Origin of the sequence: Acinetobacter sp. YH01024 (assembly GCF_013420195.1) — a bacterium.
Taxonomy (GTDB): domain Bacteria; phylum Pseudomonadota; class Gammaproteobacteria; order Pseudomonadales; family Moraxellaceae; genus Acinetobacter; species Acinetobacter amyesii.
The window spans coordinates 1-24,832 of sequence record NZ_VOYQ01000037.1 but is presented as its reverse complement, the minus strand read 5'-3'; the positions used below and the strand labels follow the sequence as shown (position 1 = coordinate 24,832).

The following is a 24,832-nucleotide window of genomic DNA, read 5'->3' as shown; positions in this document are numbered from 1 at the left end:
CGACTTGAATCGGGATTTTTTTGTCTTAAACGGTCGAAATTTTCTGTGCAATCAAATATTTTTGCGCGTTATGCAGCTCGTCACCTGCTTCAACCACGACTCTCTCCCATTGCCCATTCGACTGCATTTCCCATGCATTTTGATTATCGTCCAAATAGTTAAGTAAACCATCTTTCATAATGCGTTTTTTCAAACGGCTTTCTAAAATGGGAAAACAGGTTTCGACCCGTGAAAATAAGTTACGTCCCATCCAATCGGCACTGGCACAGTACAATCGTTTTTCGCCTGCATGCTCAAAATAATACACTCGAGTATGCTCTAAGAAGCGCCCGACGATGGATCTCACATGAATATTCTCAGACATACCTTTGACCTGAGGAATCAAACAACAAATCGAACGGATAATTAAATCTACACGTACCCCTGCTTGCGATGCACGATACAAAGCAGCAATCAGTTGCGGTTCCGTAAGTGCATTGACCTTCACAATAATTCGTGCGTATTTTCCCGCTTGTGCAGCAACAATTTCCTGTTCAATTAGTTTCAATAATTCAGTATGCAGGGTAAATGGTGCATGCAATAAAGCTTTCAGCTTCGCCATCTTGCCCATACCGGTCAGTTCCTGAAACATACGATGCACATCCTCGCAAATATCGGGATGCGTCGTCATCAAGCCATAATCGGTATACATCCGCGCATTGCCTGCGTGATAATTACCTGTTCCCAAATGGGCGTAGCGTAGCAGCTGATTATTTTCACGGCGTACAATCAAAATCATCTTGGCATGGGTTTTATAGCCCACGATGCCATACACCACGACAGCCCCAGCTTCTTGCAATATATTGGCCACAGTAATATTGGATTCTTCATCAAACCGCGCCCGAAGTTCGATAACTGCGGTTACTTCCTTGCCGTTGCGAGCAGCCTCCGCCAAAACTTGTACGATGTCCGAATCTGGCCCACTGCGATAGAGCGTCTGCTTAATGGCTAAAACCTGAGGATCTTTTGCAGCTTCACGTAATAGGTTAATGACCGGTTGAAAGGAGTCAAACGGATGATGTAACAACACATCTTGTGTTTTTAATACATCAAAAATCGCGGTTTGTTTCCGAAAAACTTTAGGAATAATTGGTGTATAGACCGGATATTTCAGTTCTAGCCGATTAAAACTGGTACTGAGCCGCGATAAATTGATCGGGCCGTCAATGCGATAGAGCTCCTGCTCACTCAAATCAAATTCATCTAACAAATAATCAATAATGCTTTGCGGACAATCATCTTCAATTTCTAAACGAACTGCCCGACCAAAACGGCGTGAAGACAATTCATCTTTTAATGCCACCGCCAAGTCATCCACATCCTCAGCCAAAACCAAATCTGCATTGCGTGTCACTCGAAAGGCATAACAGCCCGTCGCTTTCATCCCCGGAAATAGGTCATTGATGTGTTGCTGAATAATGGCGGTCAGGAAAATTTGTGTCTCTGCACTGCCTTCAACTTCGACGGGCATTTTGATTAAACGCGGCAACGAACGTGGCGCAGGCACAATCGCCATTTCAATGGCACGACCAAAGGCATCTTTGCCTTCTAGACTCACAATAAAGTTGAGGCTTTTATTGACCAAGCGTGGAAACGGATGAGATGGATCTAAGCTAATCGGTGTTAAAACTGGTTGAACTTCTTTACTAAAATAATGGCTAATCCACGCCCGATGTTTTTCTAAAATATCTTTAAATTGAATAAAGCGAATACCTTCACTTTGTAACGCAGGCAATACAGCATGATTGAGGGTCTGGTATTGCTCTGCAACCGTGTCATGAATCACTTGGGAAAGTTCATCTAAGACCACTTCAGTCGGAATGGCATCTGGCGTCCGTGCAATCGCATTCAAATCTCGTTGTTTCATCAGCCCCGCAATACGAATTTCAAAGAATTCATCTAAATTGCGTGAAAAAATGATGAGAAAATTCAAGCGTTCAAGTAAAGGTAAACTTGAATCGAGTGCCTGAGCCAAGACCCGCCGATTAAAATCTAAAAGTGACAATTCACGATTATAATAGGTCTCTGATGAATGCTGAAAATGTTGCATACCCTCTCAATGCTGTTTGAAACAGTCTATATCTAAAGTGTTTGCCGGCATGTTAGGCAGCGGATATGACACTTATGTTACAAATAGCATTAATCAATTAAAAAAGCATCCAATTCTCTAAAACCGTATTCATCAAATCGTAAAATTTATTTTCGACATCAAAAAAAGAGGGACATTGCCCTCTATTTTACTGAATTGTTTTTTTGTTTATTGCACAGGCTTGTCTTGTTCCGATGCTTTGGGCTCACTCGTCCGTGCTGCCCAATAGGTTGCCAGTGCAGGACCCGAGATATTGTGCCACAAACTAAAAATCGCACTCGGCACAGCGGTCAGAGGTGAAGCGGCAAAATGGGTGGCCGCCAATGCCACACCCAGACCTGAGTTTTGCATCCCGACTTCAATTGACACTGCTTTACAGTCTGCATAGGGCAATTTAAATAGTCGGCTGGCCCAAAAACCCAATAGATAGCCCAAGCCATTATGTAAGGCAACTACCCCAAGAATCAGTAAACCTGATTGCAAAATCTGTGTTCGGCTACCCGCAATGATTGCCGCCACAATCGCCACAATTGCCACAACAGAAACCAATGGCATGACCTGTATATAGGCATCCACTCGGTGCTTAAAGACAGTTCGAATCATTAACCCCACAATGATCGGAAATAAAACCACTTGTAAAATTGAAACCAACATCGATGCCGCATTAATTTCAATCCATTGGCTTGCCAGCAAATAGAAAATCGCAGGGGTTAAAACCGGTGAGAGTAATGTCGCAACAGAGGTACAAGCAACAGATAATGCGGTATTGCCTTTTGCCATATAGGTGATGACATTAGAAGCCGTTCCACCCGGACAGCAACCGACAAGAATGACCCCGATCGCGATTTCTGTCGGCAGTTGTAATAATTTACACAAGAAAAAAGCCAATCCCGGCATCACAATAAACTGTGCCAAAACCCCGATCATCACAGCTTTAGGACTTTGCAATACACTTTTAAAATCTTGCAGTGTCATGGTCATGCCCATACCCAACATAATGATGCCTAGCATCCATGGAATATATGCTTTTAACCAAACAAATACATCGGGAAAAAACATGGCGAGCGCTGCAAACAGCACCACCCAAATCGCAAATGTTTTCTGCACAAATTGAGTGAATTTTAAGAAAGCCGACATAGGCATCTTCCATTTAAATACAGGGACAAAAAAAGGCACACCCTTGTGCCTTTTCTCAACTGAGCCCACTGGGTCATGCCAAAGATAATGCCTGTGCATGCTGCTGCACAATATCTTTCAGGTAAATACGCTTCACCCCATTCGCCAACATGTCTTGCCATGCATGCTGTAAAGAACCCTGTAAATCGATCCCTTTAGTCAAATCAGCAATCACAAAAGTTTCAAAACCAAGCTTACGTGCATCCATTGCCGTCCATGCAACACAGAAATCCGTGGCAATGCCCACCACAAAGACTGTATCAATACCACGTTCGCGCAAATAGCCCGCCAAACCTGTTGAAGTTTTCTGATCTGCTTCCATAAAAGCAGAGTAGCTGTCGATATGCTGATGAAAACCTTTACGGATAATTAGCTGCGCCGTTGGTAAATTTAAATCAGGATGCAATTCGGCATCCTGTGTGCCTTGTACACAATGCGTCGGCCACAATACTTGCGTTCCATAATTCAGCTCTATGCTGTCATAAGGTACATGCTCAGGATGATTTTCAGCAAAAGAGATATGGTCGGCTGGATGCCAATCTTGAGTCAGCACAATATTCGTAAAGTATTGTCCCAATTGATTAATCCCTGGAATAATTTGATCGGCATTGGCAACAGCCAACTGACCGCCTGGGGTAAAACCATTTTGTACATCGACCACAATCAGCGCTGTATTTTTTTGCATATCTCTCCATCCGTTGTCATGCATTGTCGGCGACTCTACTGATTCGCTCATATTTTAAAAGCCTTAGTATTCAGTCCTGTGCATAAAAATAAAATGACTGTCCTTCCTGACAATACCGATACTTGGGCAAATGCTCAACCAAACGCTGTGCAAAGCGTGGGTAAATACGGGCTTTTCGCCGAGTCGAAGCATGAAAATAAAAATAGCGCGGTTGATGTTGAAAGATATATTTTAATAAATGGCGGCGTGTCTGTTGCATGACCTCAAACGCATTAATCTTTTCAGCAACATCTTCTAGGGTAGGTTCATCGGCAAAGGCCAACCACGCATTTTGTCTCGGATGTTGGCGATGTCTTTGAAATACAGGTTTGAGTTCCAAGATAAATTCGTGCTGATGTAGATACAAACTAAATTCACGTTGATCAACTTTAAAAATTGCGACCAGTTTTCTTGCTGACATAGCCCCTCTACGTTGATTTTTTGTTTTTTCTTTCTGCTGTATTTTTACATAAAATACATTTATTTATATTGGTTTAGAGCATTAGTGCGACTTCTATTGTCGCCATAAAAAAAGCCCGCATGATGCGGGCTTTTTTTGATATGGCATGTTCCTTATGATGGAATACGACGTACCAATAACAACATAAATATTGCAGAGATTGCGATACATGGAATTGCCGCGGTAATCACCCCTGCCGCACCAAAACCTGCTGCCAATAACTGACCCGCAATTGCAGGGCCTAACATTGCACCGACACGACCAACGGCTGAAGCTACACCAACACCCGTACCACGTAACTGTGTCGGATACACGATACCACCGAAGGCATACAATACACCTTGGCAACCAATCACGAATGCACCGACTAAAGCTGACGCCATGTACATTTGAGTCAATGAACCTGCACCATTCAGCGCAAATAGACCTGCCAAAATACCGCCGTACATCAAAATGATCACATAAGCTTTCTTCCAACGGTCAGTCAACATACCTAAAATGATCGTACCAATGGTTGCACTCACCATGAAGTAGAACTGCGCAGTTGCACCATCTTTACGTGTGAAACCGAGTTCGGTGAACAACGACGGTAACCAGCTCAACATGATGTACACCACCATCAAGGTGAAGAAGTAGCTCACCCAAATTGAGAAAGTACGTAAACGGTTTTCTGTGTTAAAGAGGTTTTTGAAAGCACCTTGTTGCACTTCGCCATTGGCGGTCGCTTGAACCGCTTGATCTTTGGCTTTCAAGAATTCACGCGATTCGGGCAGGAACCAAATCATCAATGGAATCACAACAATCGGTAATAAACCGCCTAAATAGAAAATATTTTTCCAGTTTGCACCGAAGTCCGTCATTGCGACCAATGACAAGATTGCCGCACCCACAGGCATACCACAGTACATCAAACCGACTGCACGGCCACGATTTTGTGGCGTTACCGCTTCAGATGCCAAGGTAATTAAAATTGGCATTGCTGCACCTAAACCTGCACCTGCAAGAAAACGTACAGCGAGTAAGCTATGGAAGCTATTTACCCATACCGTACATAAGGTAAAGATGGCGAACATCCCCGTAGACCAAATTAATACTTTTTTACGGCCCATTCGGTCTGCAATCCGACCACCCAACAAAGCACCAGGTAATAATCCTAAAATACCGGCACTAAAAAACACCCCTAGCTGCGAGCTATCCAGCCCGAAATATTCACGAATCCCTGCTGCTGCAATACCTGCAGCCTGAATATCCAGACCTTCGATTACGGCAATAAGGAAGCAGATTGCTACCGTGACAATAGCATGCTTATTATCTGACTTTTCCATTGGAGAATCCTTGTTGTCATCAGCGTTCAAATTAAGTCGCATCATCGCTGAGCCTTATAAAGGATATAACTACCAATAAGTTGAAGCCTTTCGTCCAAAATTGGATTACGTGCATGGTGTAATAGTTTTTGTGCTTTAAGTCACAAAGTCGTAAAAACAATTAAAAATTTAAAATAAAAAAATATGAATCGTGCAATGAACAGTCAAATCAAGCGATCTTTTTAAACACTCATAAAAACATGTCTATTTCTATTAGATATAAAAAAGATTATTACCCAAGTTTTTAACAATCATTTGTAATAAAACCCGAGCGAATTGATATAGTTTTTAAATCTTTAGTCATTGTTATTTAATCTTAAATTCTGATTAAAAAGCACGGAATACACATAGATCAACCTTTTGCTGATGATTTAATCAATCCCATCAACCATGCCAACCCTCTCGATTGAATAAAACATTTTCAAGATTCAGCCCTTGCTGAACAATTTTCAGGCTGCAAAAAAACCGCTATTTTACACTTGATTGTTTTAAGTTTGATTTGTATAAAGAATTTTATGGCTTTGACCAAAGCATATTGTTCTTATGCGTTTGATCAGTCATAATTTGCGTAAGCATTATTCAACTTGGGTATAGCCCAATGAACATGCTACAAATCAAAATTCGAAACCATCCAGAAATCAATATTTCATCTTGTCGGATGGACAAATAGGATAGCTTTTCAAAATGACTCAGCAAGCTCAGACCATTCAAGGTTCAATTGTCGCAATCGTCACCCCAATGTTTGAAGATGGCAGCGTAGATTGGAAGAGCCTCGAGAAGCTGGTTGAGTGGCATATAAAGCAAGGCACCAATAGTATTGTTGCTGTAGGGACTACAGGTGAAGCTTCTACCTTGAGCATGGCCGAACACACTCAGGTGATCAAAGAAATCATCCGTGTGGCGAACAAACGCATTCCAATTATTGCCGGCACAGGTGCAAACTCAACCCACGAAGCGATTGAACTCACCAAAGAAGCCAAAGAGTTAGGTGCAGATGCGGCATTATTAGTTACACCATACTATAACAAACCTACCCAAGAAGGCCTGTATCAACACTACAAAGCGATTGCTGAAGCTGTTGATTTACCTCAAATTTTATACAATGTACCTGGCCGAACCGGTGTAGACATGCACAACGACACCGTGATCCGTCTTGCTGATATTCCACAAATCGTGGGCATTAAAGACGCCACTGGCGATGTTCCTCGTGGTCAAGAACTCATTGAAGGCCTTAAAGGCAAAGATATGGTGGTGTACTCAGGTGATGATGCAACGGCTTATCAGTTAATGGGTTTAGGTGCTAAGGGCAACATTTCGGTTACTGCGAACGTGGCGCCAAAAGAAATGAGCGAAGTGTGTGCAAGCGCTTTGGCGGGTGACGCAGTCCAAGCCGAGCAACAAAACAATACTGTTGCAAATTTACATCAAATTTTATTTTGCGAATCGAACCCAATTCCTGTGAAATGGGCACTTCATGAGATGAACCTGATTGAAACAGGCATTCGCTTACCATTAACACCCCTTGCAGAACAATATCGCACTCCGCTTCGTGAAGCACTCATCACTGCGGGCGTTATCAAATAAAGAAGAGCAAACATCATGCAATTACGTTTAGGACTTAGCCTGGCACTTTCAGTGTTTACATTAGCCGGTTGTAGTTCACTTGCCTTTAATAATGGCACACTGGACTATAAACAAACCACAGATGTTGAACCACTGAAATACCCTGAAGGGTCGATGGTTCGTCCTGCAACGCCTTTGTATCCTGCTCCATCTGTTGACCCACTAGCAATTGAGCATGCACCAAAGCTTGAAAATAAGCGCGGCAATCGCTATGCCCTTCCGCGTCCAGCCGCGGAAAAAAATAATGTCGTTGCAGATTCCTCAACAGACAGTACAAATATTAGCCGCCCTCAACTATTGGTGGATGGAAATCAAAATCCACTGATCAAAGTTGAAGGAAATTCTGCTACAATTTGGCAATACACACTTGCTACCCTCAGCAGCCTTAACCATACCATTGTTGGTCAGAGCAAAAACCGTTACGAAGTAACCGTCAAGGTCGATCAACAGACCTATGTTTTAAGACTTTCTTCTGTAGGTTCAAGCAATAACATCGCTGTGTTCAATGCCGATAACAGTTTTGCAGACAAAGAAAAAGCTGCAGATCTGTTAGCTCAGATTTACCAAAATTGGCCAGCCTAGTCGTACTAGGCATTTTTTCTCGAAAAAGGTTCCCTCATGTTAAAACAAACCTTGCTCTATACTGGTAAAGCGAAATCTGTTTATGAAACAGATAGTTCTGACCACCTCATCCTAGTTTTCCGTGACGATGCTTCTGCATTCAACGGTGAAAAAATTGAACAACTGGATCGCAAAGGTAAGGTGAACAACCGTTTTAACGCCTTTATCATGGAAAAATTGGCTGCGGCTGGTATAGAAACTCATTTCGAAAAACTTCTTTCTCCAACTGAAGTTTTAGTGAAAAAATTGACTATGGTTCCTGTAGAGTGCGTAATCCGTAACTATGCAGCAGGTTCACTTTGCCGTCGTTTAGGCGTTGAAGAAGGTAAAGAACTTACTCCGCCAACTTTCGAATTGTTCTTCAAAGACGATGCGTTAGGCGACCCAATGGTGAATGAATCACAAGCGATTGCATTAGGTTGGGCGACTGCAGAACAACTCGCTCAAATGAAAGAATTGACTTATAAAGTAAACGAAGTACTTAAAGGTCTATTCGATGCAGGCAACATGCTGCTTGTTGACTTTAAACTTGAATTTGGTGTGTTCCACGACCGTATCGTACTGGGTGACGAATTCTCTCCAGACGGCTGCCGTCTATGGGACAAAGACACTAAGAAAAAACTCGACAAAGACCGTTTCCGTCAAGGTTTAGGCGGTGTAGTTGAAGCTTATGAAGAAGTTGCTGCACGTTTAGGTATCGACCTTTCTGATATCTAAGTCGTTCATCGATGTAAAAAACCGAGCTCTTTAGCTCGGTTTTTTAATGAAATATTACTCGATTAATCTATGATCGAAAAAACAAATGTTAACGATAAAAATCCTCTGTTTCACATTTACCCACGTTCACACTAAGATAGCTACATATCAAGCAGCACCAGGATCTATACTTCTCCAATGTGTATGCCGACCAGATTTTCCATCTACCCTCTAGGATGTATCTCCCCCAAAGACATCCTATTTTTTCAGCCCAGCTCGCCTTGAGTTGGGCTTTTTTTTGCATGAAATAGACATAAAAAAGGGCGCCGAAGCGCCTTCCCATTATGATCATTCAAATTATTACTGCTGTTGTTGTTGCATCCAACGTCGTTGCTGCAAACGCTCACCTTCGACTTCACGTTTATTGCGTGCAGACTCATACAGCTTAGTGCCTTTCAGTTCAGGCGGCATATAATCCTGCATGACAAAATGCTCAGGATAATTATGTGGATATAAATAGTCCACGCCATAGCCTTGCTCTTTCATCAATTTGGTTGGTGCATTTCTCAAATGTAGTGGCACAGGTAGATTCGAGGTTTTTTCTGCCAAATCTAAGGCTTTGTTGATGGCCAAATAAGTACTGTTACTTTTAGCACTGGTTGCCAAATACACCGCACATTGCCCCAAAATGATTCGACACTCAGGCATACCAATTGCCTGCACAGATCGGAAACATTCTCCAGCCAACAGTAAAGCATTTGGATTTGAGTTGCCAATATCTTCAGATGCCGCAATCAACATACGACGGGCAATAAAAACAGGATCTTCACCACCTTTGAGCATTCGAGCCATCCAATACAAAGCGGCATCTGGATCACTGCCTCGAATCGACTTAATAAAAGCCGAAACTAGATCATAATGCTGTTCGCCCGATTTGTCATAGCGTGCAATATTTTGCTGCGCAACTTTGACTACCACCGCATTGTTAATGATATTTTCTAAGTCTGGCTCAAACGTACTGGCGATTAAATCTAAAAGATTTAATGCTTTACGAGCATCACCTGCGGCAAATTGAAATAAAGCTTCATATTCTTCGATTTGAATATAACGCTCTTTTAAAAACGAATCTTGCTGAATCGCTTGATCCAATAAGCGCTGAATTGCGTCATTATCCAGAGCATTTAAGGTATAGACCTGACAACGCGACAATAAGGCATTATTAACTTCAAATGAAGGGTTTTCTGTGGTTGCACCAATCAGGGTAATTTTGCCCTTTTCAACTGCATTCAGTAAGGCATCTTGTTGTGACTTATTAAAACGATGAATTTCATCAATAAACACCACAGGTGTCAATAAATCTCCACCATCGGCGATGATTTCACGTAACTCTTTCACCCCAGTATTGAGCGCAGATAAACTAATAAATGGTCGGTCAACAGCCTGCGCCAACAACAATGCAATCGTGGTTTTACCTACACCTGGAGGTCCCCAAAAAATAATCGATGGCAAATGCCCTTGGTCAATCATCTGGCGTAACGGTGCATCTTCACCCAAAAGGTGATCTTGTCCAATAATTTGAGATAAATCATGAGGACGCATGCGTTCAGGAAGAGGAATTTGGCTGTCTGACATCTTATTATTTCGTTTCCGGCAATTGGGGACGTTTTTTCTATTCTAACACTGCCTTGGCAGAATCTTTGCTTTATTCGGTATTCAATTTAGGAGGGTGGTTTAATGTCGTTATTTAAGTATCTTGCATGTAAAAAAGCTTAGGCGAATGTTAACTATAATGTAACAAGACATCCTAGCCCTTATTGATCAAATTAAAGTATCATCGGCAAGATATCCCATTTTAGACTTGCCTGACCCAATTGGACAGATTGTATGAAGCAATCAACAAAGCAAAAGCGAATCGTTCAAGTTCAACAAGGCATTGATCTACCTATAAATTTATTTCAAAAAATGCCCCAAGCCAAGAATATACAATTACAAGATAATCAATTCGCTGAATTACGAGAAAAACTGAATAGTCGTAATCAAATGTTAGATGCTAGTGTCGACTGTATAAAATTATTAAGTCTAGACGGTCAAGTTCTGCATATGAACCGCGCGGGATGTTTAGCTCTGGGCGTACCTCTAACTGAAACTGAGTTTGGTATGTCTTGGCATAAATTACTGCCTGAAGAAGTCCGTGACGCGTGTTTGAATGCTTTTGCCGAAGCCAAACAAGGTAAAATATCTCGCTTTGTCGGCATGAGCCAAGTAGCAGATGAACCCTTGGCTTATTGGGATAATATGCTCAGCCCAGTATTCAACGAATATGGCCAAGTCAAAGAAATCCTCTGTGTATCACGTGATATTACGATACAGCGACTTGCAGAAAATAAACTTCAACGCATCATTGAACAAGATGATTTAACAGGTTTATTAAACCGCCGTGCGTTTAGTCGAGTATTTAAAAGCCAATTAAAAGTGGCGCGAGAACATCAGCAACAACTGGGTTTGTTATTAATCGATCTAGATTATTTTAAGCATATTAACGACACCTTAGGTCATAGTGCAGGAGACCATTTACTGCATACCCTTGGGCAGCGTTTTCAGCAATGTTTTGATACAAATATTGTAGTTTCACGTTTAGGTGGCGATGAATTTGCCATTTCTATTCCAAATTTAAAATCGCAACAACAATTACAGAATTTTGCCAGCATCGCCTGTCAGCAAATGGACATGCCCATTTTCTATAATGGGCAAAGTATCAATATTGGTATGAGTATTGGCTGTGCGATCTACCCTCGCGATGCACAAAATTCCTCGAATTTACTTAAATGTGCTGATATTGCGCTAAATGATTTAAAAAGCAGTGGTCGTGGTGGTGTACGAATGTTCAACCATACTATGTTCAAAACCCTTGAAAATACTACTCGCCAATTAACGCTTGCACGCAGCTTGATTAATTCCAATCAAATTATTCCGTTTTATCAACCCAAAGTTCGTCTGTCTGACAGTCAAGTTATCGGCTTTGAAGCGTTGTTACGTTGGTATGATAAAGACCAACAATTACAATTACCTTCTCAAATTTTTGCTGCATTTCAAGATTATGAATTGGCTTCACGCATTAGTAAAACAATGCAAATTAAAATCTTTCAAGATATTCAAAAATGGATTGAACTCGGACTACAACCGCTACCGATTTCAATAAATGCTGCACCTGTCGAATTTTTACGTGATGATTATGCGGAAAAACTACTAAATCGCTTAAAGCAGTTTGGTATATCACCAGACATTATTGAGGTCGAAATTACCGAGCAAAGCCTGTCAGAACGTGGCTCAAATTATGTGATTCGCGCTCTCCATTTATTAAAAGAGCATGGCATACACATTTCTCTAGATGATTTTGGTACAGGTCATTCATCATTAACACGTTTGAGTAATTACCCTGTCGACTGTATTAAGATAGACCGTAATTTTGTGGAACGCATGCATACCGACTGTTCAGCACTTGCCATTGTCAAAGCGATTACACAAATTGGTGCGAGTGTTTCCCTGAATATATTAGTCGAAGGTATAGAGAAACCGGAACAGGTCGATACCTTAAAAGAATGTAATTGTCATACTGGACAAGGTTTTTACTTTTATCGTCCGCTCAGTTATGACCATGCGATAGAACTTTTGAGTCACTAAAACTTGTGGAGCAAGACACGATGACACTGAAGTATTTAGTCAGTGCCTGTTTGGCAGGCCAACCCGTTCGTTATGATGCCAAATCAAATACACAACAAGCAATTTGCCAACTGATGCAGACTCACCAAGTCATTACGGCCTGCCCAGAAATGATGGGCGGCCTTAGCTGTCCACGTTTTCCTGCAGAAATTCAAAATGGTCAAGCCAGTGATGTGCTCAATGGTACAGCTCAAGTTAAAGATGTTTTGGGGACAGACATTAGTGCTGAATTTATTGCAGGTGCTCAACGAATGTTAGAATTGGCCCAATTACACAAAGTTGATGTTGTTGTCTTGAAAGATCGCAGCCCGTCTTGCGGCAGCCATTATATTTATGACGGCAGCTTTACCCGTACGAAAATTGAAGGCTATGGGGTAACCACAGCACTCCTCAAACAGCACGGTTTTCAGGTTCTGTCAGAACAAGACTTTCTGGCTATGATACAAGATCAACTCTAGATCCAAGATAGAGCGTATCTGTGTCCTTTAGCGTACCCAACGTACAATATAATCTTCAATATCGTCAGGGTTGACGTCTTCTTCACTGATGCAACGCCCTGCGGCAGACTTTCTTGCCTTCAAAATACTGTCACGATTTCCCGTCACTAGATGATGCCAACGTGGTAAATCTTTACCTTCAGAAATTCTACGATAAGCACAGCTCGGTGGTAGCCAATGAAATTGGTGAATCTGATGTGGCGTCAGCTGTATACAGTCTGCAACGTGTGATTGACGATTTGGATAATCGGAACAACTGGCAGTTTCACAATCTAAAAGTTTGCATGCCACTTTGGTGTAGGCAACCTCATGAGTATCTTCATCTTCAAGCTTGATTAAACAACACAGCCCGCAACCATCACAGAGGGACTCCCACTCCAAATGAGTGAGTTCAGTCAAAGCATGCTTTTTCCAAAAATGTGGGCGTAGAGTATCGGTCATCTTCTCGCTCGCAACGAAGGTGGCAGGCATATTAACTGAACCCGCACATAAATTCCTTGTTTAAGTTACCGAATATTGAACATTAAATAAACAAAAGAATACATAGCATGCTTTCTGTGACTCCTATACTGATGAGACAGAATAAAAAATCACATGGAGATAAAACTATGTTCCGCTGGGCTATTATTTTCGCTGTAATTGCATTGATTGCGAGTCTGCTAGGTTTTGGTGGTGTTGCAGGCTTATCCAAAGACTTTGCTGTTATTCTTTTGGTTATTGCAGTCATTCTCGCAATTGTTGGTTTCCTCTCTCGAGGAAAAGTTTAGGCGACTGAGTGACTGATTCAATGTCGTTTTAAACTACAAATTACTCCCCTCAGACTCATGAATCAGAAACCTATGTTTTTATCATCTTGAGTCTCAATCAAAAAAATAAGAGCCTATGGGCTCTTATTTTTTACATCAACGTCAAACGCATTACGCTGTAGGTTTTAGCTTTAAGGTTTTAAGTGACGAGGTCTAAAGCCGGTTGCAATTAAAGCAATCCCATAAGCAGCAATGCCAATCACACATAAGATGATCACTTCCGCGACACGCATCCACGCAGATACATCACCGTTGTACCATGTTAAGCCATACCACAGTGCAGCAATCATCACAGCATTGGCAATCGCAAACTGAATCACCAATTTTTTCCAATGCGCACCAAAACGGAAAATATTGCGCTTATGTAAATAAAAATACAGCATCCCTGCATTTACTAAAGCGGAGCCCGATGATGCCAATGCCAAAGCCATATGCTCAGCATGCCAATCAATCAGTTTAAAGAACCCAATAAACACCACGTTCAGAATAGCATTGGCTGCGACCGCCATTAAACCTACACGTACTGGAGTTTTGGTATCTTGCTGCGCATAAAACCCTGGTGCAAACACTTTAATGAGCATGAATGAAATCACACCGGCACTCATACATTGCAATGCCAATGCGGTCATCTGTGTATCTTCAAAGCTAAATTGACCACGTTCAAATAAGGCCTGAATAATAGGTGTAGAGAGCATGAAAAGCGCAATACTGGCAGGCACACCCACCAAGATAATGACCTTAGCTGCCCAATCAATCATACGGCGGAATTTGTCCTGATCTTGTTCAGCGTGGCGTGCAGACAATGACGGTAAAATCACGGTACCAATAGCTACCCCAATCAAACCTAAAGGTAGCTCGGTCATACGTTCAGCACTATATAGCCATGATACTGAACCGTCTTGCATAAAAGACGCCCAAATGGTGTTCAACAGTAAGTTGATCTGCGTCACTGAGACACCAAACAGTGCTGGCAGCATCAACTTCATGATGCGATCGACACCTTCGTGTTTGAAGTCAACTTTCGGTGGAATCAGTAATTTTTTACGCCACAGCTCTGGAATCTGAATCGCCAATTGCAAGAATCCTGCCGCGACAACAGACCAACCCAAAGCCATAATTGGCTCAGCCATATAAGGGGTTAACCACAGCGCACCGGCAATCATCGCGACATTGAGTAACACTGGAGCGAACGCAGGTGTACTGAATGAGCCATAACTATTCAAAATACTGCTGGCAAATGCCGTTAAGGACATAAACAGTAAGTAAGGAATCGTTAGGCGGAACATATCGGTAGCTAACGCAAACTTGTCTGCATCACCATGGAAACCCGGTGCATAGATATAAATAATCGCGGGTGCCGCCACCATTGCGATGAACGTCAAACTAGTCATCACCAGACCTAAACAGCCAAAAACACGGCTAATCAGAATCTGGACTTCGGCATGGGTTCGACTGGTTTTATATTCAGTCAATACAGGAATAAAGGCTTGTGAAAATGCCCCTTCTGCGAATAAGCGCCTAAAAAAGTTAGGAATACGAAAGGCAACCACGAAGGTATCGAAGTCTTTACCTGCACCAAATACATTTAACAGGACAATATCCCGTACCAGTCCCAATACACGGGACAACATAGTCATTGCACTGACAATGACTGTCGAACGCCAAAGCGCCATCGGTATTTCTCACTTTTGAAAGTGCGCCTATTGTAATGAAACTCGTCAAGGAATTTCATTGGTTTATTAAACGCAGTGTGTATTGTTTATTTGTTTTTAAAATGATGCAGCTGCTGACGAAAAGCGTTCCACTCAAAAAATGGACCTGGATCAGTTTTACGTCCCGGTGCAATATCTGAATGCCCTGCAATATGTTGTTGAATTTTAGGATAAGCCTGTTGTAAACACGCCACGACCTCGGTCAGTACGGCATATTGTGCAGCCTCAAAAGGTAAATCATCACTTCCTTCGAGTTCAATGCCAATCGAATAATCATTACATTCTTTTTGTGCTAAATAGGTTGAGCGACCTGCATGCCAAGCCCGATCATTAAAATTGACGAACTGTAGGACTTCGCCTGTACGCAGGATCAATAAATGTGTCGATACTTGCATCCCTTCAATGGTTTGAAAATAAGGATGTTTCGACCAATCCAACTGATTTTGGAAAAATTGTTCGATATAACCACCTCCAAACTGAGAAGGTGGCAAACTAATATTATGAATGACGACAAGCTGAATTTCGGTATCTTCAGGACGCTGGTTAAAATTCGGTGATGGAATTTGACGCGCACCTAGCAATTGCCCATCCTGCACCTGAAATGTTGTTGCTTGTGACATAAAAGAATCCTGTGTCTAAGCCGGCCTGCAATGCTGCAGATCAAAATGCCGAGCCCTACTTGAAAGTTTTAATGCTAAAACTTTCACATTGAAATCTCAATTCAAGTCTGTGAAAGTAGTTAAAAATCGCTCATTTTTCAGGAACAATGCTAATATAACGCGCACATTTTCCTGAGTTAAAAAAGATACGGAACTTCTTATGAGCATATCGCAATCTTTGCTTGAACAATCAATCCAAATCAATATTCAACACGCACTACAAGAAGATATTGGCGAAGGCGATATTACTGCCCTATTAACTCCAGAAGATGAACAAGCCACTGCAACGATTATCAGCCGTGAAGAGATGATCTTGGCGGGTCAGCCTTGGGTCAATGCGCTCATTCAGGCTTATGATGCCGCTGTCCAAGTCACTTGGTTGAAAAATGATGGTGACCGTGTGGCCGCAGGCGAAGCCTTTTTAAAACTCGCAGGTTCTGCGCGTAGCTTACTTACGGTTGAGCGTCCAGCCTTAAATTTTGTGCAAACCTTATCTGCGGTTGCGACCAAAACTGCTGCCTATGTCCAGCAGCTTGAAGGTTTGCATACTCGTCTACTCGATACCCGTAAAACCTTGCCAGGCCTACGTATTGCACAAAAATATGCGGTTGCTGTCGGAGGTGGTCAAAACCATCGCTTAGGTTTATTTGATGCGTTTTTAATTAAAGAAAATCACATCATAGCAGCAGGTGGCATCCAACAAGCGATTGCCAAAGCACACCAGATTGCACCGGGTAAACCTGTGGAAGTTGAAGTCGAAACTTGGGATGAACTCAACCAAGCATTGGAAGCAGGTGCGGATATTGTGATGTTGGATAACTTTAGTCAGCAACAAATGATTGATGCCGTTAAACACGTCAATGGTCGCTGCAAACTTGAAGCGTCAGGCAATATCACTATTGCAAACTTACGTGAAGTGGCAACGACAGGGGTCGATTATATTTCGATGGGTGTGCTCACCAAAGATGTCACAGCGATTGATTTATCGATGCGCTTTAATGCCTAACGCTCTAGACTTACTCTAAACATAAATAAAGGGTGCTATTGCACCCTTTTTGATGCTTAACCTCTAGCATGACTTAATCATCATCTTGCTGTTGTTTTGCACCTCGTTGATCTTCATGTTCAGAGTCCTTTTCATGCTCCGCATCGTCTTCATGCTGCTCGCGCTCATCTTGATCATCGTCATGATCTTTTGAGTTTTCACTTTGTTCAGAAAAACGACCACCTTCACGCTCTTGAACCTGATTTCCCAAAAATCACAACCACTGATCAAAAATACGCTGAATAAAGAAAAATGCATCATCCAATTTTTCATTTTTAGTCCTTCAAAGCATCCTGATTCTATTAATTTGAGTCAAAGACACGCTGCTTAATAGGTGATTCTTGTTGGATTTTCTATATTCAGCGCATAAAAAAACGCATCCGAAGATGCGTTCTTTATTCAGTTTAAACTGAATCAAACAACTTACCAGCCTAAAGCTTCTTGTTGTTTTTTGATCAATTCTTGAATGCCTTTTTCAGCCAGTTCAAGCATTTCATTACACTGTGTACGTGTAAATGGTTTGTCTTCTGCTGTACCTTGAAGTTCAATGAACTCACCAGCTTGTGTCATCACTACGTTCATGTCTGTTTGGCAGCTTGAATCTTCTTCATAGCAAAGATCAAGTAATGCTTCGTCTTGATACATCCCTACAGAAATCGCAGCAACTAAACCTTTTAATGGATCTTGTTTAATTTTTTTATTTTCAAGCAAGACATTCATTGCATCGACCAAGGCAACTGCTGCACCTGTGATTGATGCTGTACGTGTACCGCCATCTGCCTGAATCACATCACAGTCGATGCTGATGGTATTTTCACCCAATTTTTTCAAATCGACCATCGCACGTAAGCTACGACCAATCAGACGTTGAATTTCTTGAGTACGACCGCTTTGTTTACCACGTGCCGCTTCACGGTCAGTACGTGTATGTGTTGAACGAGGTAACATGCCATATTCAGCAGTCACCCAACCCTGACCTTTTCCTTTAAGGAAACGCGGCACTGAGTTGTCGACACTTGCAGTACAAAGAACTTTTGTATGACCAAATTCAACCAATACAGAACCTTCCGCATAACGTGTGTAGTTACGGGTAATTTTTACTTCACGTAATTGATCTAATGCTCGTTGGTCGATACGCATAATGAGTCCTTAATCTGACAAAATTGATTGCGGCACATTATAACAGAAGGTACAGCCAGATTCGGGACGCATTCGTGTGCATTTACAAAATCCATTCATCCAAGTTTTGATAGGCCCATCGTACGACATCAGGAAATTTGTTAGACTGAAGCCACGCAAAATTCAGGACGAATTGCATGTCGATACGGGAAGAACGTAAGCAACAAAGTCGTAAAGCTATCCTTGATGCAGCGCTTGCATTGAGTACCACAGGCCGTTCTTTTAGCAGTCTGAGCTTACGCGAAATTTCCCGTCATGTCGGCTTGGTTCCTGCTGCGTTTTATCGCCATTTTCAGGACATGGATGAGCTCGGTTTGGAACTAGTCGACCAAATGGCCCTGCACCTTCGCAATGTACTCAATCAACTGAGTCAGCAATGCTTTCAAGCACCCGATGCACGTACACGACAGAGTCTGGATTATTTATTTCATGCCGTTGAGCAATTTCCTGAGGCATGGATGTTTCTCATTGCAGAGCGTTGGGGTGGTTCAGCTTCCTTAAGACAAGCCATTACACGTGAATTTAATTTTCTCAGTACTGATTTGGCCCATGCACTGGCTCAAGTTGAAGCGACTCAACACATTCAATCCGAACAAGACCTCAAAGTATTGGGACAAATTTTGTTTGAATTGGCCTTAAGTTGGGCAATGCAGTGGATTGACTTACATCGACATGTTGAGCTTCCACAACGTACGGATGCGCTACAACAATTTCGCCGCCAAGCTCAGACTCAAGTTCAGCTCTTATTTCGTGGCATTTTGCATTGGGATCGATCTTTGGCTCAAATCGCTGATCCACAAAATTTATCGACCTAAAACGCAAAATGTACCGTCATAAAAAAAGCCGCATCGAGTGCGGCTTTTTTATGACATCTGTTATTTCGCTTTGCGTTCTTTATCAACAAGGAATTTCACGATTTCAACGGTACGTGCATCTTCACCTTGTACGATGTATTTACCATTGACGGTAATCGCAGGCACGCCGCTCAATTGATATTGAGCCGCTAAGCTTTTCGCTTGAGCAATTTTTGAAGACACAGCAAATGATTTAAATGTGCTGTTAAATTTCGCTTCAGGAACACCATAACGGGTGTAGAACTTAGCAAATGCGCCTTGTTCTAAGATATTTTTTTGACCCACATGAATGTCATGGAACAATTGTAAATGTGCTTTTTGACGAACACCCAGTGCTTCCGATGCATAGTAAGCACGCGCGCCTTGTTCCCAAAGTGGATTCATTGCTGCAGGTGTACGGACAAAACGTACATCTTTAGGCAATTGCTTTAACCACGTTTGCATATGCGGTTCTAATGTAAAACAATGTGGGCAGCCATACCAAAAGAACTCACGGACTTCGATTTTACCCGGACGTTCGACTTTAATCGGTTTTGGAATAACTGTGTAATCAGTCCCCGCGACAAATTGCGCTGCCATCGCACTGCCAGAAAAAGCCAAAATAGCTGTTGTAATCGTGCCTAAAAGGAATTTTTTCATTGAACTTATCGTCCTCAAAATCATTATGATTAGTTTATGGCAACACTATAAATCAAATCTGTCGATTTCGTTTTTATTCTGTGAACTTTTTTAAGGCTTTTATCGCTTTTTTTTCAGGACGCGCTACACTAACTCCCATAAACTTTTTTCTAAAATATAAAGACTTGATTGAGGTGCAACCGATGTCGCAATTGAATGTTGATCCACAAGAAATTGCCAAATTTGAAGCTTTCGCAGCCATATGGTGGGATCAGCATTCTGAGTTCCGCCCTTTGCACATGATTAATCCCCTGCGTTTGAACTGGATTGATGAGCATTCAAATGGTATCACTGGCAAGAAAGTATTAGATGTGGGCTGTGGCGGCGGTATTTTAGCTGAAAGCATGGCACGTCGCGGTGCGCAAGTATTGGGTATCGACATGGGCGAAGCGCCGTTGAATGTTGCACGCTTACATGCCGAACAAGAAAATGTACAAAATATTGAATATCGCCAAGTACCTGTAGAGCAATTGGCAGAAGAGCAAGCAGGTCAATATGACGTCGTCACCTGTATGGAAATGCTCGAACACGTACCCGATCCAGCTTCGATCATTTTAGCCTGTCAAAAGCTGGTAAAACCGGGTGGTCATGTGTTCTTCTCGACCATTAACCGTAATCCTAAAGCCTATTTGTTTGCGATTATTGGTGCGGAATATGTTTTACGCATGTTGGCGAAAGGCACTCATGATTATTCCAAGTTTATTAAACCTTCAGAATTAGCTCATGATATTCGTCAAGCCGAGTTAAAACTCAAAGATATGACAGGTTTACATTATAACCCGATCACCAAACGCTATTGGCTCGCACCGAATGTGGATGTGAACTACATGGTTCATACGGTGAAAGAAGCCTAATGAAAGCTGTACTCTTTGATCTTGACGGTACACTGATTGATACCGCGGCTGATTTTATTCGTATTATTCAAGACATGTGCCGTGACAAAGGCATTGCGGTGGTCAGTGCTGACGACATTCGTGTACAAGTATCTGAAGGCGCGCGTGCCATGGTCAAACTGGTCTATCCAGAGTTAGAGGTTGAAGACCCGGTTTTTCTAGCACATCGTCAGCGTTTTTTAGCGCTTTATGGTGCGGATATAGCCGTCGATACAGACCTATTTGAAGGCATGTATCCGCTACTCGATGAACTTGAACAGTATCAAATTCCGTGGGGTATTGTCACCAATAAGCCGCGTTCACTCAGTGAAGCGTTGCTCAAAGCGTTGAATTTGACTGAGCGCTGCTCGGTATTGGTTTGCCCAGATGATGTCAGTAAAACCAAGCCAGACCCAGAGCCGATGTATTTAGCAGCCAAGCACATTCATCTAGATGCTCAAGACTGTATCTATGTCGGTGATCATCCACGTGATATCGATGCCGGTCGTAATGCGCAGATGTACACAATTCTTGCGGCTTATGGCTATTTACCTTTACAACACAAAGATGACTTAACAGCTTGGCATGCAGATTGTATAGTGAAGACTGTTGCTGAATTGCATGAAGTCATTCATGATTTGGTCATCAAACCGAAAACGCTAAACACAGCGACTTTATAACGATAGAACACAACACAATAAAACGAGGAGGTACGGATGAAATATTCAGAATATCAACCTCGCCCCGATCTGCTCAAAGATCGCATTATCCTGATTACAGGTGCGGGCGATGGTATTGGCCGTGCGGCTGCCCTCAGCTATGCCTTACATGGCGCAACCGTGGTTTTACATGGACGCACACTGAATAAACTAGAAGTGATTTACGATGAAATTGAAGGATTGGGTGCCCCCCAACCGGCGATTTTACCACTACAACTGTCTAGTGCCTCTCCTCGTGACTATGAGCTATTGGTCGACACCTTAGAAAAGCAATTTGGTCGCCTAGACGGCATTTTGCATAATGCAGGGATCTTGGGTGAGCGAACTGAACTAGAACATTATCCTGTGGATGTTTGGGATGATGTCATGGCGGTGAACCTTCGTGCGCCCTTTGTACTGACTCAAGAGCTGATGCCCCTACTGCAAAAATCTGAGCATGCCTCAGTAGTCTTTGCCAGTTCGGGTGTGGGACGTGAAGCCCGTGAACGTTGGGGCGCATACTCAGTCTCAAAAATTGCCATTGAAGCCGTAAGCACATTGTTCGCTAAAGAAAATGAACACCCCAATATTCGTTTTAACTGTATTAACCCTGGTGCGACACGTACTGCCATGCGTGCAAAAGCTTATCCAGACGAAGATCCAAAAACTTTGCCTACGCCTGAAAGCATCATGCCTGCATATTTATATTTAATGGGTGACGACAGCTTGCATTTAACCGGTGCCAGCATAGATGCCCAAGATGAATAGGGTGAAAACCCAATTTAAAAAGGAAGCTCGCGCTTCCTTTTTTTTATGTCTTGAATCTATACAACGCATCATTAACCGAATGATTTTGCAGTGCCCACGCGAAAGTCGACTTGAGTTTTTAGCAAATTTGCCGATACTTGGGGCATTCTTTAAAAACATTGGATTGATACATGTCTGACTTTAGCAATATTACAGTGACTCCAACGGAGGATGGCATGGTTAACCTACTGGTCGATGGTCAACCGATTTCAGCAAAATATGGCATGAAATTCGACCCGAGTATCGTGGACGATTTAAAAGGCTTAGATGTCGGTCAAAATGCAAAATTATTTGAACAATTTATTTTTTCGCATAATGACTTAAACTTTGAGCATACCTATTTCTATGTCACTTGCATTCAAAAGCAAGAAGCAGGCTATCAAGTGATCACTAACTTTGTTTATCGCATCATTGCGCAAGATCAAGCACCGTTTGAGCATGTGATTACCAAACAAGGTGCAGCAATGACACCTGAAGATATTAATGAATTTATTCAAGCTCATATTCAAAAATCATTAACGGATTATACCGACCTGAAATACGCATACTAATTACGTTCCAAGTGACACATTTAGAACTAAAAAGGGCCATTTGATGCCCTTTTTTTAAACCCTTAGATTAGCATTTGAAATTCAACAAGCTTTGATCAATAGACAGCTTCATTACCCAATTTGCCATCGATCGTATTTTTAAATTATTTTTATAATAATATTCGGTTTTTCAAATTAAATATAAAAGCATAGACTGCTTGCCATGACATAGACCGACGGCAAGGAGACCCAAATGGCTGATCAAACACGCAAAATTGAAACCATTCGTTCAATTGAAAACTTACAACTGACTGAAAATTTGATCTCTGCAATGGACGATGCCGAGCAAGCTGAATCTGTGGCTCAAGCAATTTATTCACTCCAATGCCTCAACGAGCAGTGGTACTAAAACCCGAAGTTACTCAACATTTTCAGTCTTTCATCTCTCCCCTCATTTGCCTGCCAAGACTTGATGGGCGTTTTTGATCGTGCTTACAATAGACCTCAAATTTAATCAAAGCTGAATTGCAAGGATAAAAAGCGCGCATTATCGGACCATCTCTTTCAAGATGGAAAGATTGTTCTCAGCGCGAAATTTATCGCATAATATCCGCAATCTCTTCGTTTTATTTAAAGAAATATTCATCTTTCTTCACAGTTTCTCTGCATTTAATGCGTACAGTAGTGATATTGAAGATAAATTACTCATGAGGGTTGAACATGAAAAAGATTTTGCCAATTTTGGCTATTTCTTTCAGTGCTTTAATAGCAAGCAGCATCACGTCTGCAGCGCCTCACTTCAAGAACGATGAACGTGGCTTTGATGGCCCACGCGGCAATGCATATGGTCAAATGAAAAAAGATCGTGATTTCCGTGGTTATCAGGACGATGACGATCTTGAAGATCGACGCCGTATGCGTGAACAACGTGGAGTCAAACGTTTGCAACAACATAAATGGCAAACGGGCTATGTGATGCCACAGCATTACCGTGGTAATGGTTATAAAGTCGATTATAAAGACCATAACTTACCTAAACCATCGCGTAATCAGCAATGGTATAAAATCAATAATGACTACATATTGGTCAACTCAGATAGTAACAGTATTCTGAAAATTTTAGGTATGTAAGCCGTTTTGAATTTAATTTCGCCATATTTTTAAAGCCCAGATCAACTCTGGGCTTTTTTTATGAGGTTTTTTTAATGTTTAACCGCAAAAGCTGATGCTGCCTAGCGTTCAGATCATTTACACACCTTCAAATTTCCTCCATACATTTCACAATTCAACTATATTGCCCCCACGCTTTCTCTGAACTTTCTCGCTAATTTTGAATCATCGAAAAACAGATTAGAAATGTATAGAGGTGTCCCATGAACAAAATCGTATCGAGTTTAGTTCTTTCCGTATCGGCTTTGATGGCAACAACAGCAGCCATTGCTGCGCCAGACCATCGTCAAGATGACCGCCGTTACCATCCGTCATACCAACATCAAGACAACCGTTGGGACAAAGATCACCGTCCGAGCAATTGGAATAACAACAACCGTTATGACAATAATCGCTACGACCGTAATGACTTTCGTCGTGTAAATCCAAGCCGCGATTGGCGTGTTGGTCAAAGCTTTCCTCGTTATTTCGATTCAAGCCGCTACAAAGTGAGTGATCGTGAAGCGCGCCGCTTACCGAACACCGGTCGTTATCAACAATGGTACAAAATCAATGGTGACTACGTGTTAGTCAATGATCGTACCGATCGCATCATTCGCATTAAGAATGGCTAATCATTCGACGATCTCTTAAGTCCCTTTCCCAACACCTGAACACTGTTCAGGTGTTTTTTTATCAAATGGAGGGTAAAACTCTGTCCTTCAGGTCAGAGATATAAGCGACACGACATGAAGTGTCGTTTGATTTAACTAAGGACTATTTTCCTTGAGTTTTGATTGTTAATATAAGTACATGAAAACCCTTAAATTACGT

The 24,832-nt window shown here is 42.0% G+C and carries 27 protein-coding genes; 15 read left to right on the top strand and 12 right to left on the bottom strand.

Going from position 1 to position 24,832, the window contains the following annotated elements:
* Window positions 1-25 precede the first annotated feature (25 nt).
* The 5 genes from ppk1 to mhpT form a co-directional block, all read right to left on the bottom strand.
* Window positions 26-2,089: a polyphosphate kinase 1 gene (ppk1, locus tag FTT88_RS13340; protein WP_180025871.1), complete on the bottom strand. Its 2,064-nt coding sequence runs from the start codon at window positions 2,087-2,089 to the stop codon at window positions 26-28.
* Between the two features lie 207 nt (window positions 2,090-2,296).
* Complete coding sequence (locus FTT88_RS13335) at window positions 2,297-3,265, bottom strand: bile acid:sodium symporter family protein (protein WP_180135753.1); 969 nt, start codon at window positions 3,263-3,265, stop codon at window positions 2,297-2,299.
* A gap of 73 nt (window positions 3,266-3,338) precedes the next feature.
* Entirely contained in the window at window positions 3,339-3,989 is a 651-nt protein-coding gene (pncA, locus tag FTT88_RS13330) for a bifunctional nicotinamidase/pyrazinamidase (RefSeq protein WP_078193259.1), read from the bottom strand.
* Between the two features lie 70 nt (window positions 3,990-4,059).
* Window positions 4,060-4,449, bottom strand: a complete 390-nt coding sequence (locus FTT88_RS13325; RefSeq protein WP_180173997.1) for a hypothetical protein — start codon at window positions 4,447-4,449, stop codon at window positions 4,060-4,062.
* 152 nt (window positions 4,450-4,601) lie between these two features.
* Window positions 4,602-5,813 (bottom strand): 3-(3-hydroxy-phenyl)propionate transporter MhpT, encoded by a 1,212-nt coding sequence (gene mhpT, locus FTT88_RS13320; RefSeq protein WP_078193261.1) that lies wholly within the window; start codon window positions 5,811-5,813, stop codon window positions 4,602-4,604.
* 723 nt (window positions 5,814-6,536) lie between these two features.
* Here mhpT and dapA point away from each other — a divergent pair.
* Genes dapA through purC form a run of 3 tightly spaced genes read left to right on the top strand, consistent with a single transcriptional unit; the run spans window position 6,537 to window position 8,813 of the window.
* Window positions 6,537-7,436, top strand: coding sequence for a 4-hydroxy-tetrahydrodipicolinate synthase (gene dapA / locus FTT88_RS13315; RefSeq protein WP_078193262.1), 900 nt, complete (start codon window positions 6,537-6,539; stop codon window positions 7,434-7,436).
* 15 nt (window positions 7,437-7,451) lie between these two features.
* Window positions 7,452-8,057 carry a lipoprotein-34 precursor (NlpB) gene (locus FTT88_RS13310; RefSeq protein WP_078193263.1) on the top strand — a complete coding sequence of 202 codons (606 nt, stop codon included), beginning with the start codon at window positions 7,452-7,454 and terminating at the stop codon, window positions 8,055-8,057.
* Window positions 8,058-8,093: 36 nt separating this feature from the next.
* Window positions 8,094-8,813, top strand: coding sequence for a phosphoribosylaminoimidazolesuccinocarboxamide synthase (gene purC, locus FTT88_RS13305; RefSeq protein ID WP_078190626.1), 720 nt, complete (start codon window positions 8,094-8,096; stop codon window positions 8,811-8,813).
* Window positions 8,814-9,152: 339 nt separating this feature from the next.
* Here the strand turns inward: purC and FTT88_RS13300 are convergent, their stop codons facing one another.
* On the bottom strand, window positions 9,153-10,424 hold the full coding sequence (locus tag FTT88_RS13300; RefSeq protein ID WP_111885104.1) for a replication-associated recombination protein A: 1,272 nt from the start codon (window positions 10,422-10,424) through the stop codon (window positions 9,153-9,155).
* A 252-nt stretch (window positions 10,425-10,676) separates the two neighbouring features.
* Between FTT88_RS13300 and FTT88_RS13295 the strand changes: the two genes are divergently transcribed.
* A complete protein-coding gene (locus FTT88_RS13295; RefSeq protein WP_180173996.1) occupies window positions 10,677-12,473 on the top strand; it encodes an EAL domain-containing protein in 1,797 nt (598 codons plus the stop codon).
* A gap of 20 nt (window positions 12,474-12,493) precedes the next feature.
* A complete protein-coding gene (locus FTT88_RS13290) occupies window positions 12,494-12,970 on the top strand; it encodes a DUF523 domain-containing protein (protein ID WP_180106776.1) in 477 nt (158 codons plus the stop codon).
* 27 nt (window positions 12,971-12,997) lie between these two features.
* Here FTT88_RS13290 and FTT88_RS13285 read toward each other — a convergent pair whose 3' ends face one another.
* The gene (locus FTT88_RS13285; protein ID WP_180106783.1) at window positions 12,998-13,450 is read right to left on the bottom strand and encodes a YcgN family cysteine cluster protein; all 453 of its coding nucleotides are present in this window, start codon (window positions 13,448-13,450) and stop codon (window positions 12,998-13,000) included.
* Window positions 13,451-13,617: 167 nt separating this feature from the next.
* Between FTT88_RS13285 and FTT88_RS13280 the strand changes: the two genes are divergently transcribed.
* Window positions 13,618-13,776, top strand: a complete 159-nt coding sequence (locus FTT88_RS13280) for a DUF1328 domain-containing protein (RefSeq protein WP_005006601.1) — start codon at window positions 13,618-13,620, stop codon at window positions 13,774-13,776.
* A gap of 170 nt (window positions 13,777-13,946) precedes the next feature.
* Here the strand turns inward: FTT88_RS13280 and murJ are convergent, their stop codons facing one another.
* Both murJ and ampD read right to left on the bottom strand, forming a co-directional pair.
* A complete protein-coding gene (gene murJ, locus FTT88_RS13275; protein ID WP_111885102.1) occupies window positions 13,947-15,488 on the bottom strand; it encodes a murein biosynthesis integral membrane protein MurJ in 1,542 nt (513 codons plus the stop codon).
* Between the two features lie 86 nt (window positions 15,489-15,574).
* Entirely contained in the window at window positions 15,575-16,147 is a 573-nt protein-coding gene (gene ampD / locus FTT88_RS13270; protein ID WP_078190631.1) for a 1,6-anhydro-N-acetylmuramyl-L-alanine amidase AmpD, read from the bottom strand.
* A gap of 199 nt (window positions 16,148-16,346) precedes the next feature.
* Here ampD and nadC point away from each other — a divergent pair, with 199 nt between their 5' ends.
* Complete coding sequence (gene nadC / locus FTT88_RS13265) at window positions 16,347-17,192, top strand: carboxylating nicotinate-nucleotide diphosphorylase (protein ID WP_180173995.1); 846 nt, start codon at window positions 16,347-16,349, stop codon at window positions 17,190-17,192.
* A gap of 73 nt (window positions 17,193-17,265) precedes the next feature.
* Here nadC and FTT88_RS13260 read toward each other — a convergent pair whose 3' ends face one another.
* Window positions 17,266-17,442 (bottom strand): hypothetical protein, encoded by a 177-nt coding sequence (locus FTT88_RS13260; RefSeq protein ID WP_180173994.1) that lies wholly within the window; start codon window positions 17,440-17,442, stop codon window positions 17,266-17,268.
* Between the two features lie 212 nt (window positions 17,443-17,654).
* On the bottom strand, window positions 17,655-18,371 hold the full coding sequence (gene rph, locus FTT88_RS13255) for a ribonuclease PH (protein WP_078190634.1): 717 nt from the start codon (window positions 18,369-18,371) through the stop codon (window positions 17,655-17,657).
* Between the two features lie 176 nt (window positions 18,372-18,547).
* On the opposite strand from rph, the gene FTT88_RS13250 reads away from it, so the two are divergent.
* The gene (locus FTT88_RS13250) at window positions 18,548-19,225 is read left to right on the top strand and encodes a TetR family transcriptional regulator (RefSeq protein ID WP_078190635.1); all 678 of its coding nucleotides are present in this window, start codon (window positions 18,548-18,550) and stop codon (window positions 19,223-19,225) included.
* A 60-nt stretch (window positions 19,226-19,285) separates the two neighbouring features.
* Here FTT88_RS13250 and FTT88_RS13245 read toward each other — a convergent pair whose 3' ends face one another.
* Window positions 19,286-19,903 carry a thiol:disulfide interchange protein DsbA/DsbL gene (locus FTT88_RS13245; RefSeq protein ID WP_111885097.1) on the bottom strand — a complete coding sequence of 206 codons (618 nt, stop codon included), beginning with the start codon at window positions 19,901-19,903 and terminating at the stop codon, window positions 19,286-19,288.
* 182 nt (window positions 19,904-20,085) lie between these two features.
* Between FTT88_RS13245 and ubiG the strand changes: the two genes are divergently transcribed.
* From ubiG to FTT88_RS13210, 7 genes are all read left to right on the top strand, one after another.
* On the top strand, window positions 20,086-20,796 hold the full coding sequence (ubiG, locus tag FTT88_RS13240; RefSeq protein ID WP_078190637.1) for a bifunctional 2-polyprenyl-6-hydroxyphenol methylase/3-demethylubiquinol 3-O-methyltransferase UbiG: 711 nt from the start codon (window positions 20,086-20,088) through the stop codon (window positions 20,794-20,796).
* Window positions 20,796-21,494: an HAD family hydrolase gene (locus FTT88_RS13235; protein ID WP_168379725.1), complete on the top strand. Its 699-nt coding sequence runs from the start codon at window positions 20,796-20,798 to the stop codon at window positions 21,492-21,494. Before ubiG ends, FTT88_RS13235 begins: the two co-directional genes overlap by 1 nt.
* A 36-nt stretch (window positions 21,495-21,530) precedes the next feature.
* Window positions 21,531-22,280: a YciK family oxidoreductase gene (locus FTT88_RS13230; RefSeq protein WP_078190639.1), complete on the top strand. Its 750-nt coding sequence runs from the start codon at window positions 21,531-21,533 to the stop codon at window positions 22,278-22,280.
* A 170-nt stretch (window positions 22,281-22,450) separates the two neighbouring features.
* A complete protein-coding gene (locus FTT88_RS13225) occupies window positions 22,451-22,870 on the top strand; it encodes a hypothetical protein (protein WP_168379726.1) in 420 nt (139 codons plus the stop codon).
* A gap of 232 nt (window positions 22,871-23,102) precedes the next feature.
* Window positions 23,103-23,258 carry a hypothetical protein gene (locus tag FTT88_RS13220; RefSeq protein ID WP_168379727.1) on the top strand — a complete coding sequence of 52 codons (156 nt, stop codon included), beginning with the start codon at window positions 23,103-23,105 and terminating at the stop codon, window positions 23,256-23,258.
* Between the two features lie 311 nt (window positions 23,259-23,569).
* The gene (locus FTT88_RS13215) at window positions 23,570-23,980 is read left to right on the top strand and encodes an RcnB family protein (protein WP_078193274.1); all 411 of its coding nucleotides are present in this window, start codon (window positions 23,570-23,572) and stop codon (window positions 23,978-23,980) included.
* 242 nt (window positions 23,981-24,222) lie between these two features.
* Entirely contained in the window at window positions 24,223-24,633 is a 411-nt protein-coding gene (locus FTT88_RS13210) for an RcnB family protein (protein ID WP_168379728.1), read from the top strand.
* The last annotated feature ends 199 nt before the right edge of the window (window positions 24,634-24,832 follow it).